Source organism: Deltaproteobacteria bacterium (genome assembly GCA_016213065.1).
Lineage (GTDB): Bacteria > UBA10199 > UBA10199 > SPLOWO2-01-44-7 > SPLOWO2-01-44-7 > JACRBV01.
In genome coordinates this window covers 1-11,818 of sequence record JACRBV010000095.1, presented here as the reverse complement: position 1 = coordinate 11,818, position 11,818 = coordinate 1, and the positions used below count along the sequence as shown (strand labels likewise).

Sequence of the window (11,818 nt, the reverse complement as noted above, 5' to 3'; positions counted from 1 at the left end):
TTTCACACAGAGCCAAAGATATGTGAGACCGCCAAGTCGTTTGTAAAACAGATTCAGGATTCCAAAATTGCGAACGAAATTTTGGAAATTTGGCTTTTTGGTTCCTATGCAAGGGGAAATTATAAACCCGATTCTGATATCGATATTTTGATTGTTTCAAAAAAGCGAAATTTAGATACCACCAATGGTATTGATGAAATCAGTGAGAAGGCAATGGAATCCGTTGATTATGAGGAGCTACTTGCCATTATGGAAATTCCACAGGAAGAATGGCTGACCATGAAAAAAGATCACTATCCCCTTGCTCAATCCATTGAACAGGAAGGCATTTTGTTATGGAAAAATCAATAAAGGCGGCCACGGATTACGAAACACGAGCCAGAGAAGCCATTAAAGAAGCTAAAATGCTTTTGTCGCAGAGTTTTTTGGATTCGACTGTTTCCAAATCTTATTATGCCTGTTTTTATGCGGTTCATGCGCGACTCGCCGCGCTTGGTATTTTGGCTGGAACGCACAAACAGACGGGAATTCAATTGCGGCGGCATTTTATCAAAACAAAACTGATGGAGACAAAATATTCAGACATATTTCGAGAGCTCGCCAAATGGAGACTCATAGCCGATTACACCGCCCTCCCGCCCATTGATGAAAAAAAAGCGCAAGAGTTGGTCGCAATGGCCGAAGATTTTGTCACAACACTTTTGCAAATCAAGGTTGATTAGGAAAAATTTTCTTTTTTCCATCCATGACAGAGGGCATTGAGCCACGAAAGTTTGCCGCGGTTTGCTTTGGAATGAGGTATATGAAGCTGGGATAAAAGATTTTTGAAAAAAGGTTCCACGATTTCTTTTCTTTCTTCCACCGTAGTTGCCGCCATCAATTTTACAAACAAGTCGCCAACCTGTTTTCCATCTCCGAGATTATTTGAAAAAATGATCGTCCGAAAAACAGCCAGACGTGTATTCAAATCTCCCTTGTCAAAAACTTTTTGGATAAGGTGGGTGGCCTCTCGCGGGCGAAAAAGAGCCACTTTTTGAAGACCATACAAATACGGCAAAATTTTTCCATTCAATGTGTTTAGCATAAACCTAAAAAAAGCGATCAGCGATCAGCTTTCAGCATAAACCATCTAATGCGGGCAAAATGGCCTGCGTATCACCGCACGCCACCTGCACCAGACGATACCAAGGCTCTGAGAATTGACGCGTCGGAGAATTTTCCAATTTTTCATTTAACATTTTCTGCACCAAGACGGGATATCTTTGACTTAACCGAACAAGCGCGGGTAAATCATTATCAAAAAAATAGCGAATGGCACCATCGGGTGATTGAGGTAGCAACTCCACTTTGGAAATAATTTCTTTGGCTATTTCTAATGCTTGGCGCTTAGCCAACAATTGCTGTACCCAGCGAATAGGCCCCAAAATTTGAGGGGCTCTCTCTGCATGAGCTGTCTTTACAGATTCTATTTCGGAAGGAATATAAATATCAATTCCCGGGTCTGTCACCTCGTCATTGCGAGGCCGTACGGCCGAAGCAATCTCTCCGCTAATTGGAAATTGTTTCGCTACTACTCGCAATGACAAACGAAACCAACTCATTTTGATTTTTCCCCATGTGTCACAGTGACAGTCGTTGTAATTCCACCGCGTATGTTAAAAACGGCGCGCACTTCCATCCAACGCGGTTCCACCGCGGAAACAAGATCGTTCAAAATCTGGTTCGTCACTTTTTCATGGAAAGCGCCTTCGTTCCGGTAAGACCAAAGATAGATCTTGTAGGATTTCAGCTCAAAACATTTTTTGCCAGGGATATAACTTGTGTGGATCGTGGCAAAATCAGGTTGGCCGGTCTTGGGGCAAAGGCAGGTAAATTCCGCACATTCACAATGAACGACATAATCGCGCTCTGGGTTGGGATTTGGAAAGGTTTCAAGCATTTGCCAGCCCATAGCAAATCACCCAAAACCACGCAATGGATTTTAAAACTTCTATACACCAAAATTTACCCACCTTGACTTCCAAAAATTCGACTGATAGACACCCACGCCATGCAGGGAAAAAACATTATCGTTCTTGATTTGGAAACCAAACGCTCTTTTGAAGATGTGGGCGGCCGCGATAATTTGGGCGCTTTGGGGGTGTCTGTCGTGGGCGTCTACTCCTACCGGACCAACGATTACCAAGCTTATTGGGAAAATGATTTTCCAAAACTTTTGAGTATCCTTGCCGAAAAACCACTCATTGTGGGTTTTAACCAACGCCGGTTTGACCTTCCTGTGTTGCAACCTTATTTCGCCAACTTCGATCTCAAACAATTGCAGGCACTTGATATTCTGGAAGAGTTGACAAAAACATTGGGTCATCGTGTAAGTCTTGATAGCGTTGCAAAAGCAACCCTCGGCACACAAAAAAGTGGACACGGTTTGGATGCCATCCGCTATTGGAATTCCAAGGAACTTGAAAAATTAAAAAATTATTGTCTCGATGATGTGCGTATCACCAAAGAAGTTTATGAATACGGCGCCAAACACGGGGAACTTTTGTTTCTTAATAAATTTGGTTCCGATAAATTGAAAGCCAAAGTTTGCTGGAAACTGGAAACTGCCGGAGATAAGGCACAAAAACAATTTAGTCTGTTTTAGGTCTATGGTCCCTTGTCCATAGTCCATGGTCCTTTTATGAAAATCACACTTGCACACAGTCCCGACGCCGATGATGCCTTTATGTTTTATGGGTTAGCCACAGGCAAAATCGACACGGGCGATGTAAAAATTGAGCACAAACTTCAGGACATTCAAACACTCAATGAATGGGCTCTGGAAGGGCGCCATGAAATTACCGCTCTCTCTTTTCACGCCTATCCCTCCGTGCAGAAAAAATATGCCATGTGCGTCGCGGGAGCCAGCTTCGGTGAAAAAGATTACGGACCCCTTCTAGTCCGATTACCATATGGTGCCAGGCACCATATGGTAATCGGCGTACCGGGCACAAAAACAACCGCCTTTCTGCTTTTAAAACTTTGGAAACCCGATGTGGAGTTCAAAGTAATTCCCTTCGACAAAATTTTAAACGCCGTTGTCAGTAAAGAAGTCGACGCGGGACTCATCATTCATGAGGGTCAACTTTTTTATGAATCATTGGGGTTGGAGTCGGTTCTCAATTTTGGGAAGTGGTGGTACGCGCAACACAAACTTCCGCTTCCCCTTGGCGGCAACGGCATTCGCAGAGATCTTCCGAAAGACTTGCAACACAAGCTGGCGGGGTGGTTAAGGGCCTCCATCGAATACGGTCTCTCTCATCGAAAAGAGGCTGTGCAACACGCCCTGCAATATTCAAGAGACCTTTCCGTTGAAAAAGCCGACCAATTTGTCGGGATGTATGTGAACGAAAGAACGGTCGATATGGGCGATGATGGAAAAAAATCGGTACAACTTTTGTTGGACTTAGGATACAGAGACAAAATCATTTCTCAACCGACACAAATGGACTGGATTGTATGACAACCGATTTTATCATTATTGGTGGTGGACCGGCAGGATGCTCTGCCGCTTTGTTTGCGGCCAAAGCAAAACGGAAAGCCGTTCTCATTCATAAAGGAACAACTTCCTTACTTCCCACGCTTCGTTGGCTTTTACCGGGCTTTCCAGAAGGGATAGGCGCGGCGGAATGGATGCAAAATTTAAAAACTCAGATCAACGCCATCCCTTTTGAGACTCTTCCTGAGGAAGTAACGCAAGCGGCATTGGGTTCCAGCGTGAAACAAATCATCACGAGCTCCGGCAAAACATTGGAGGCGCCCGTCATTATTTTGGCCACCGGTTGTTATAATCGCATCGGTTTTATTGAAGGCGAGGCACGGTTTGCGGGCCACGGTGTTTTTTACAATGCTTATCAGGATGCCAATCTTTTTGAGGAAGAGACGGTTGTGGTGGAAGGAAAAACAGAGCAGGCGGCGCGTGAAGTCTTGCACCTTGCCCGCTTTGCAAACAAAATTCATTTTGTTGTCCCCGCCATGAAACTTGAAATTGATGAAAGACTTGCAAACCATCTTCGCAACAATGAAAAAATTGAAGTTAGTTTAAGCGCCAGCATCAAAAAAATCGACGGAAACACACAACTCGAATCGGCAACCATTTTAATTGCGGGAGAAGAAAAACAGATTTCCACTCGCGGTGTTTTTCTCTACGCCCGCCAAAGCAAGCCGCAGTACGAATTTTTGAAAGGCACAATAGAAATTTCGGACGATGGTGCGGTACTGGTGGACGACCAACTCATGACCTCCATTCCCGGAGTTTTTGCCTGCGGCGACATGTTGGCGGGTGTCCCACAACTTCAATTTGTTTCTGCCGCGCAAGGGCTTGTGGCCGCAATGAATGCGGATCGCTATCTTTCCAACACAAATTTATAAAACCGTGACTGTTCGAGCCCTTATTTTTGATTTCGATGGTGTTCTGGTCAACACAGAACCGTTTCATATGAAAGCTTGGCAGGAAGTCGCAGTCGAACTCGGTTTTTCTTTCACTCGAGAGGAATACAACGCGCGCTATATCGGTCTCAACGACCGCGATTTTATCACGCGTCTTTGCGAGGACAAACAATATCCTCTTCCTCCAAAACTCTCCAAAGAATTGATCCACAAAAAAGCGACCAAGACGCGCGAAATTTTTTCTCACACCATTCCCATGATTGAAGGGTCTGAAGAATTTTTGAAAAACTCGGCCAAAAAATATCCTCTGGCTTTGGTAACCGGAGGACTCCCAGACGAAGTTTATTTTATTTTAGACAAAAAAAATTGGCGCAAACTTTTTTCCGTTATCGTCACCGCCGAAGATGTTGTCAAAGGAAAACCCGATCCCGAAGGGTTTCTAAAAGCCTTTGGTGCCCTTCAAAATGCGTGTACATGGAACCCACCCCTTAAAAAAGACGAGTGCCTGATCTTCGAAGACTCCGTTCACGGCTCCGAAGCGGCCAAGCGCGCCGGCATCCCGTGTCAGATTATCAAGAATACTTTCGCCGGCATTACCGGATCACTTTAATCAAATCGAGGACGGCTTCGTATTTTCCGAAGGGTGGGAAGATATAGACACCTTTGACCAAAGAATTTGATTTGGCTTCTCTGAGGGATTCCTGCGCCACACTTAATCCTACATCCCGCTGAGCCTCTTTTGTTGCGGCCTTGCGGAGGCGCTCCATCACGGATTCCGGGACCTGCATGCCCGGAACTTCGTTATGCAAAAACTCGGCATTTTTGAGACTAGCCAGAGGCAAGACTCCGACAAAAAACGGAGTTTTCAAAAAGCCACGGCATTTCGTTAAAAATGTGTCGAGTAATTTTGGTTCGTAAACCGGTTGTGAAAAAATAAATTCGGCGCCCGCCTCGATTTTTTTACGAAGTCTCTCCACCTCCAAATCCATATCAACGGCTCCGGGATTGCAACCACAACCAATCACCAGAGAGGTGGCCTCTCCGATCGGACGGTTGGCAAAATCGAGACCGCAATTCAGGTTCTTGATAAAATGAATTAATCCGATCGCATCGACATCAAAAACCGCCGTGGCATCGGGATATTCTCCCATCTTCGGCGGGTCTCCGGTAATCACCAAAACATTTTTGAGACCAATCGCATTCGCCCCAATCAAATCCATTTGCAAACCCAGCAAATTCCGGTCGCGACAGCAAAAATGAATGACCGTCTCCATGCCCAACTGTTGTTTGATTAAAACCGACATCGCCAGCGGACTCATGCGGGCCATGGCTCTGGGACCATCGGCAATATTGATGACATCCACTCCATGCTCTTTCAAAAATCGCGCGCCCTCAATTGCCTTTGTTGCATCCAGTCCTTTTGGAGGATCAATCTCAACACTGATCGCGAATTTTTTTCCCAAGATCGCGCCAAATTCGCTCTTTTTTTCAAGCGGCACTTCGGCAAGTTTCGGCGCCTCTGATTTGTGTGTTTGTGTGACAATCGCTTCAATGCGTCGAACCGGATGGATCGTCTGCAAATAGCGTTTCATTTCTTTAATCATGGGGGGCGTAGTACCACAGCAACCGCCAATCAAGAGAGCACCGGCCTGCGCGAGGCGACGAGCAAATTCCGCCATGTATTCGGGAGTTGCAAGATAAAGAAGGCGGTTTTGTTTCACCTGCGGCAACCCGGCATTTGGAAAAGCCGACAACGGTTTAGTCGCCACCGGATGCATCAATTTAATGGCTTCCAAAACACCAACGGGTCCATTGCAACAATTCACACCGACCACATCGGCACCCCAACTGCACATTTGTTCACACGCTTCGGCGGGTTGAATTCCCTTGAAACCCTCTTCGCCCTGATATTTGAGAGTTACCTGTGTAATCACCGGAATATCTTTGGCAACTGACCTCGCCGCCTCGTAAGCCAGTTTGAGTTCGTGGAGATTCATAAATGTTTCCAGCATGAGAACATCAACGCCGCCCTCCACCAATCCTTGAATTTGTTCGATGAAAATGCCACGCACCTCGTCGTCGCTCAACACATTGGCCGACTTGATAGGTCCCACCGCACCCGCAACATAGGCTTGTCCCCGGGCCACGTCGCGCGCAATTTTGGTGCCGGCCCGGTTGACCTCTTTGACTCTCTCTTCAAAACCATAGGCGGTCAGCGCGGGACGATTGGCAGTAAATGTGTTCGTTTCCAAAAGACCGGCACCGGCTTTGAGATAATCCGCATGAATGTCGCGAATCAGAGAAGGATTGGAGCAATTGAGTTCATCGTAATTGCGATTCAAAAAAACGCCGCGCGAATAGATTTCGGTCCCCATCGCCCCGTCACCCAAAATACCTTCCTGTAGCGCTTCCAAAAAAAGTTTCATGTGAATGCTCACTCCTATACTCCCCTCCTGCCAAAAAACGTCTCTTTCCCTTCCGCCGCGGCAATCAAATAAGGATTTGTTTTTTTCTGATGGCCGATCGTATCGGTGGGGGTTGAACCATAATGATGCCCCGGATAAATAATCGTCTCATCGGGAAGCTGACTCAACTTTCTTAAAGTTTCAAACATTTCTTCAGGATCGGAATCAGGCAGATCAACTCTTCCGCAGGCATCCACAAACAAAACATCTCCGGTGATGAGATGATTCCCGACATAAAAACAGATTTCACCGGGCGTGTGCCCGGGTGTGTGAAGACATTTCACGGAAAGATTTCCAACCGGAATCACGTCGCTATCAACAACAGCGTGAACGGGAATCCCCATTTCTTCAACAGTCCCTGTCGCCAATGCGGAAACAAAAACCGGGACTTTAAGTTCGGTATAAGCGTTGGCAAGCTCCTGAATATGATCGAAATGGGTATGTGTAATCAAAATTTTCTCAATGGTTACATCCAGTTGATTCGCCGTGGCTAAAACCTTTTCAACCTCCCAACCCGGATCAACATAGGCGGCTTTTTTGGTGGCCGCATCAATAATAAGGTAGGAAAAATTGGCCATCATCCCCACCGGGATTTGCTGAATCAATACCGATTGCATTTGATTCGGTGTTTATGCTAGGGAATCAGCACTTGTAAAGGAGTTAATATGAAACAAAAAATTATGAAAAAGAGTTTGTATTTTTTTCTGCTTTTGGTCCTTGGTCTATGGTCCATGGTCTATAGTTCGGTTTTGGCAACCAAAAGCACGTATGTTTACACAGACCGTCGCTATCAATCCGTTAAGAGGGTTGAGGTTGATGCGGATGACCTCAAAGACCGCCAAATCAACCAACCTTATACTTTTTCAGAACTCCAGCTTAGAGAAATGCTCAGCGCATTGAAATTCGACAAAAAAGCCCTTTTCAACAAAAACGAGGAAACAGACGAAGTTATTTTCAATCAGCCCGCTCTCGATCTTTTGGTCCCCAATCTGGCAAAAGCTTTCCAAGAAGCACAACCCAACGAAGAGGTGATTTTTTCCTTCGTTACTCACAAACCAAAAGTTTTAATGAGAGATGACCGTCTCACCATTGCCAAATCGTGGATTGAAGGAAATCAGCTCCACATCCATTTTAAAAAATTGATGGCCAAAATTTCAAACGATTATGACAAAATGAGCGATGTGAATATCGCCATCAGCAAAGCTCAGGGGGTGCGTGTTTCCATCCTGATTCAACCGGGCCAGCAATTTGGCAAATCAACCGATGAAGTCCTGCTGGCAATTCCGCCTGCGGAAAGCGGGACTATAGACCATGGACCATTGACCGTGGACCAGAAAAAATTGGAAAAACCGGCAACAGAGAAGGCGAAACCCGTTTCTGTAACAACAGCAACGCCTCCTTTACCAACAAATACAAATGCAACAGAAGGGCGCTTGCAACAGTTGGATTCCCTAAAAAAGAAGGGGCTGATTAATAAAGACGAATATCAGAAAAAGCGCGAAGAAATTCTGAACTCTTTATAAATGTGACGAAACAGTTGTGTGAAAATACTAAAATTTTCAAATTGTCATTCTGAGCCCTTCGCTTTGTCATTCTGAGCGAAGCGAAGAATCTGTTCGGGCTCAGGATAAACTCCGCGAAGAATCCAATATTATCAAGTAGATCCTTCACTGCGTTCAGGATGACAACCATGAAAAACGCATTTTCCACCACTCCCATAAAGACTAAATTTTTTCAAGAACTCTGCATTGGAAGGATATTTTGGGAGAGTCTCTATGAGTTTTTTCAAAGCGTCGGCTGGATTCAGGCTTGTCAGGTAAGACCTTACTTTGTGGATCGTGCTGAACTCTTCTTCGGAAAAAAGTTTTTCTTCTTTTCGGGTGCCGGATCCGGAGATGTCAATCGCCGGAAAGAGTCTCGCTTCGGCCAGTTTTCGCGAAAGCACAAGCTCCATATTCCCTGTCCCTTTGAACTCTTGATAGATATAATCGTCCATCCGGCTTTCCGTGTCGATGAGGGCGGTTGCGATGATTGTTAGAGATCCGCCCTCTTCCAGTTTGCGCGCGGATCCAAAAAACCGACGCGGAATTTCCAGCGCATTGGCGTCCATACCGCCGCTCAGAGTTTTGCCGCTGTGGGCATCGCGATTGTGAACGCGCGCGAGACGCGTGAGAGAGTCGATCAGAATCAAAACATCCTTCCCTGCATTGACCTCGCCGATCACCTTTTCCAAAAGTGCGTTGGCCGTTTGAATATGATGTTCGGTGTCTTGATCCGCAGAAGAAGCAATGACTTCACCCGGGACGGATCTTCTAAAATCAGTCACTTCTTCGGGTCGTTCCTCAATCAACAAACAGTAGGTCTTGACTTCAGGATGGTTGCCTGCCAGCGCAATGCAAATTTCTTTTAAAAAAGTGGTCTTCCCCGTTTTTGGAGGCGCAACAATAAGACCTCTTTGCCCCTTGCCGATCGGAGAAATGAGATCGAAGACGCGCATGCTAAGAGGCCCGCCCGATGTTTCCATCCGGAGACGCTCATGAGGATCGATCGATATTTTTTGAAGAAATTGCACGGTCACATCCGATCTCCTTAACGGCGGAGTGTGATGACTTCCGGGGCGATGATGATGAAAAGATTTTCTCAAGATAGTTGTGTTAGGCAATGGCTAAGAAAACGAGGGTTGCTCCCGGATTGGACCAAACAGCCTCGAAACTTTTAACATGGGGATAGCTTCGCAACCATTCCGGCAATTTTTCTGCAATCACACCCATGCCGTGAATGATGCGCCCGCTGGCCTCTCCTCGATAATATAACTGATCCACAAATTTGATAACTTCAGCCTGTGCCTCCTCCAAACTCATGCCATGAAGATCAATTTCCGTCATTATTAAGTTTCCCGTCCATTCTTAAAAGATTTTCGAACCGCGTGTCAAGAGATGACATTTTGAAGTTTAGGCATAATTATTGACAGACCGGGTTGATTTGAGATAATAATTCCAGAATCACGATTTGAGGCTATCCGAGGGGTTTCGTCCCCGAGGTAATGCCTCTTTTTTTTACCCTTTTTTGTGCTCCAGTTTCACTCTCAATTCATTCATAAAAACAATATGCGGCATCAACTTTCTGAACAATGACGAATACCTCCCCCGATTGGGAATCATTAATTTTAATAATTTTTTATTTTTAAGAAGGTAATCGACCAAACAACAAAAATCTCCGTCTCCCGTGACAATCATGGCTTTGTCATAGTGCGGATATTCAATCATTGCATGTAGCACAAGTTCTGCATCGACATTGCCTTTGACCTTTCCATCCGGCAAAAAGAGTGTCGGTTTGAAAATGAGAATATAGCCTGCTTTCTGGAGCGAAGTATATAAATCCTGATTTTGTGCGATAAAGCCAATGAAGATAAAGGCTTTTGAAACCTTATACTTCTCTTGTAGGTATCGGCGAAAACGGGTGAAGTCTAACACCCATCCTTGTTCACGAATGGCAAGATTTAGATTTTGGCTGTCAATGAAGGCGTAATTATTTTCGGACTGCCTTAATATTTTCACCAGAGATTTTGTAATGGAATTGTTTGAGATGGACAATAGAAAATAAAATCAGTTCGAAATTTCCACTAACTCTCATTAAAAAGTCCTTGGAAATCCAAGGGCTTTTTAAAGTGCGTCCCCTACCGGATTCGAACCGGTGCTGCCGCCGTGAAAGGGCGGTGTCCTAGGCCTCTAGACGAAGGGGACTGAAATTTTTGTGAAACAAAAATTTCCCTCTATTTTCTATTCTCTATTTTCCAATTTTCGAAAATGGAGAATGGAAAATAGAAAATGGAGGAAAATTTTGCTTTGCAAAATTTTGTGAGGCGCCCGAGGCTCGAACTCGGGACCCTCTCCTTAAAAGGGATATGCTCTACCAACTGAGCTAGCGCCTCTACTTATACAAAGCGACATAAATAATTGCGAATTGATTTTTTCCCCTCCCTTGAGGGGAGGGGATTAAGGGGAGGGTGACCTCATGATCACCCTCTCCCCAACCCTCTCCCCTCAAGGGAGAGGGAGTTACATACGCAAGAACTTATGTCATCATGTATACCCTTCCACTAAGCACCGGCGAAAAAGTGCGGGGATGCTATATAAGGGATATCCTTGTGTCAATAACGGACATCGCTAATTTCCTGTGGTGAAGCTCCATGTTGATGCGCTTTGCAGTGCATTGCCGTTGCTGTCTTTAACCCCAGTAGAAATTGTTGCCGTAAACTTGGTGTTTGCCGTTAAAAGAGCAATTGGCGTGAAAGTAGCGATCTTTTTTGTGGCATCCATTGCTATGGTTCCCGTTACTCCGGCGACAGAAAATGTTGTTGTGGTAATGGTGGTGGAATCCATCACATTACTGAAGGTTGCCGAAATAGCCTGATTTGTTGGCACAGCCGTTGCTCCACTGGCGGGGGTTGTGGAACTAACCGTGGGAGTGCTTGAGCTTCCGGTCATAAAGGTCCAGACATAGTTGCTGGTCAATCCAATTCCATTTGTATTTTTTGCCCCTGTTGTAATGGTTGCTGTATAGAGTGTGCTTGCCGTTAGATTGCTGGATGGAGTGAACGTCGCGATTTTTTTGGTGCTATCCAGAGAAACAGTTCCGGCTACATTTCCGATGGTAAATGTGGAGGTGCTGATTGTTGCGGAATCCATCGTGGCATTAAATGTGGCCGTAATGGCTTGATTGAGTGCGAAACCTCCCGCCCCATTGGTGGGCGATGTAGAATCAATCGAAGGGGCAATCTGATTGGCATCCTGCCAACCACAGCCTGCAATCATAAGAAAGAGAAACAATATTTTTTTCATTTTTTTTCTTTCGAAAGGAAATTGAGCATGGTGTCGATGTAAGGCAGAGTTAGTCTGCAATCCTGAGGAATCGGTTTCGGCATG

At 45.3% G+C, this 11,818-nt stretch carries 16 protein-coding genes and 2 tRNA genes; 7 read left to right on the top strand and 11 right to left on the bottom strand.

Annotated features, from left to right (window positions below; all coding sequences use genetic code 11):
* Both HY877_05630 and HY877_05625 read left to right on the top strand, forming a co-directional pair.
* Positions 1 to 351: nucleotidyltransferase domain-containing protein (locus tag HY877_05630; protein ID MBI5299754.1), on the top strand; the 351-nt coding region annotated here is incomplete at its 5' end.
* Complete coding sequence (locus HY877_05625; GenBank protein MBI5299753.1) at positions 336 to 722, top strand: HEPN domain-containing protein; 387 nt, start codon at positions 336 to 338, stop codon at positions 720 to 722. The genes HY877_05630 and HY877_05625, both read left to right, overlap by 16 nt.
* On the opposite strand, the gene HY877_05620 is transcribed toward HY877_05625, so the two are convergent.
* Genes HY877_05620 through queF form a run of 3 tightly spaced genes read right to left on the bottom strand, consistent with a single transcriptional unit; the run spans position 719 to position 1,951 of the window.
* On the bottom strand, positions 719 to 1,084 hold the full coding sequence (locus HY877_05620) for a hypothetical protein (protein MBI5299752.1): 366 nt from the start codon (positions 1,082 to 1,084) through the stop codon (positions 719 to 721). The genes HY877_05625 and HY877_05620 overlap by 4 nt on opposite strands.
* 31 nt (positions 1,085 to 1,115) lie before the next feature.
* A complete protein-coding gene (locus HY877_05615; protein MBI5299751.1) occupies positions 1,116 to 1,601 on the bottom strand; it encodes a hypothetical protein in 486 nt (161 codons plus the stop codon).
* A complete protein-coding gene (gene queF / locus HY877_05610; protein MBI5299750.1) occupies positions 1,598 to 1,951 on the bottom strand; it encodes an NADPH-dependent 7-cyano-7-deazaguanine reductase QueF in 354 nt (117 codons plus the stop codon). The genes HY877_05615 and queF overlap by 4 nt, the downstream gene beginning before the upstream one ends.
* Before the next feature lie 99 nt (positions 1,952 to 2,050).
* Between queF and HY877_05605 the strand changes: the two genes are divergently transcribed.
* The 4 genes from HY877_05605 to HY877_05590 are packed head-to-tail and all read left to right on the top strand — an operon-like array spanning position 2,051 to position 5,038.
* Positions 2,051 to 2,644, top strand: coding sequence for a ribonuclease H-like domain-containing protein (locus tag HY877_05605; protein ID MBI5299749.1), 594 nt, complete (start codon positions 2,051 to 2,053; stop codon positions 2,642 to 2,644).
* Positions 2,645 to 2,680: 36 nt separating this feature from the next.
* A complete protein-coding gene (locus HY877_05600) occupies positions 2,681 to 3,502 on the top strand; it encodes an ABC transporter substrate-binding protein (GenBank protein MBI5299748.1) in 822 nt (273 codons plus the stop codon).
* A complete protein-coding gene (locus HY877_05595; GenBank protein MBI5299747.1) occupies positions 3,499 to 4,410 on the top strand; it encodes an FAD-dependent oxidoreductase in 912 nt (303 codons plus the stop codon). The genes HY877_05600 and HY877_05595 overlap by 4 nt, the downstream gene beginning before the upstream one ends.
* Positions 4,376 to 5,038, top strand: coding sequence for an HAD family phosphatase (locus HY877_05590; protein ID MBI5299746.1), 663 nt, complete (start codon positions 4,376 to 4,378; stop codon positions 5,036 to 5,038). Before HY877_05595 ends, HY877_05590 begins: the two co-directional genes overlap by 35 nt.
* Here the strand turns inward: HY877_05590 and HY877_05585 are convergent.
* Both HY877_05585 and HY877_05580 read right to left on the bottom strand, forming a co-directional pair.
* The gene (locus tag HY877_05585; protein ID MBI5299745.1) at positions 5,022 to 6,854 is read right to left on the bottom strand and encodes a bifunctional homocysteine S-methyltransferase/methylenetetrahydrofolate reductase; all 1,833 of its coding nucleotides are present in this window, start codon (positions 6,852 to 6,854) and stop codon (positions 5,022 to 5,024) included. The two genes, HY877_05590 and HY877_05585, sit on opposite strands and share 17 nt — an antisense overlap.
* A gap of 14 nt (positions 6,855 to 6,868) precedes the next feature.
* Positions 6,869 to 7,510, bottom strand: a complete 642-nt coding sequence (locus HY877_05580) for an MBL fold metallo-hydrolase (GenBank protein MBI5299744.1) — start codon at positions 7,508 to 7,510, stop codon at positions 6,869 to 6,871.
* A gap of 48 nt (positions 7,511 to 7,558) precedes the next feature.
* Between HY877_05580 and HY877_05575 the strand changes: the two genes are divergently transcribed.
* Positions 7,559 to 8,416, top strand: a complete 858-nt coding sequence (locus tag HY877_05575) for an SHOCT domain-containing protein (protein ID MBI5299743.1) — start codon at positions 7,559 to 7,561, stop codon at positions 8,414 to 8,416.
* Positions 8,417 to 8,547: 131 nt separating this feature from the next.
* On the opposite strand, the gene rho is transcribed toward HY877_05575, so the two are convergent.
* From rho to HY877_05545, 6 genes are all read right to left on the bottom strand, one after another.
* Entirely contained in the window at positions 8,548 to 9,471 is a 924-nt protein-coding gene (rho, locus tag HY877_05570; GenBank protein MBI5299742.1) for a transcription termination factor Rho, read from the bottom strand.
* A gap of 76 nt (positions 9,472 to 9,547) precedes the next feature.
* Positions 9,548 to 9,778: a Smr/MutS family protein gene (locus HY877_05565; protein ID MBI5299741.1), complete on the bottom strand. Its 231-nt coding sequence runs from the start codon at positions 9,776 to 9,778 to the stop codon at positions 9,548 to 9,550.
* 171 nt (positions 9,779 to 9,949) lie between these two features.
* Entirely contained in the window at positions 9,950 to 10,450 is a 501-nt protein-coding gene (locus tag HY877_05560) for an NYN domain-containing protein (GenBank protein ID MBI5299740.1), read from the bottom strand.
* Positions 10,451 to 10,563: 113 nt separating this feature from the next.
* A tRNA-Glu gene (locus tag HY877_05555) sits at positions 10,564 to 10,636 on the bottom strand.
* A gap of 115 nt (positions 10,637 to 10,751) precedes the next feature.
* A tRNA-Lys gene (locus tag HY877_05550) sits at positions 10,752 to 10,824 on the bottom strand.
* 235 nt (positions 10,825 to 11,059) lie between these two features.
* Complete coding sequence (locus tag HY877_05545; GenBank protein ID MBI5299739.1) at positions 11,060 to 11,734, bottom strand: Ig-like domain-containing protein; 675 nt, start codon at positions 11,732 to 11,734, stop codon at positions 11,060 to 11,062.
* Positions 11,735 to 11,818 lie beyond the last annotated feature (84 nt).